Source organism: Novosphingopyxis sp. YJ-S2-01 (genome assembly GCF_016093175.1).
Classification (GTDB): domain Bacteria; phylum Pseudomonadota; class Alphaproteobacteria; order Sphingomonadales; family Sphingomonadaceae; genus Novosphingopyxis; species Novosphingopyxis iocasae.
Genome location: NZ_JAEDAI010000023.1, coordinates 1 through 439, shown reverse-complemented (window position 1 = coordinate 439; position 439 = coordinate 1). Strand labels below are relative to the sequence as shown.

Annotated in this window: 1 pseudogene; it reads left to right on the top strand. The window is 48.7% G+C overall.

What is annotated here, in order from left to right:
* Positions 1-374, top strand: a pseudogene (locus I6A82_RS14475) (hypothetical protein); the annotation flags it as partial.
* Positions 375-439: the final 65 nt, after the last annotated feature.

Here is a 439-nt window from a genome sequence, read left to right as displayed (position 1 = left end):
CCACCTTCCCTTGCCATATCTGCGCTCGACATATCGTTTCCGCAGGCCTGAAGGATGTCTTCTTTATTGAGCCATATGAAAAAAGCAGGACTGGTGAACTATTTGCTGATTCAATTTCAATTGAGCCCAGCGAACCCTCAGCAAAGCTCGTGAATTTTCACGCTTTCGTAGGGGTAGCTCCTCGCCGCTACATGGACTTTTTCCAGGCCACTTCTCCACGGAAGAACGGCGATGGCACAATCATCGGAGAAGAAAAGATTGCGAAGTTCCATAAGGTCAAACGCATTGTCCTTGCGTACACTCTCGCAGAAGAACAGAGCGTGAAAGAAATCCCGCCGTCAATTTTTGAACCTAGGCAAGGAGATCAAGCATGAAAGTTCATTCCGCCGAATGGTTCCAACACAAGGTCGCAGAAGCCGCTCATCGCATTGATCACGAG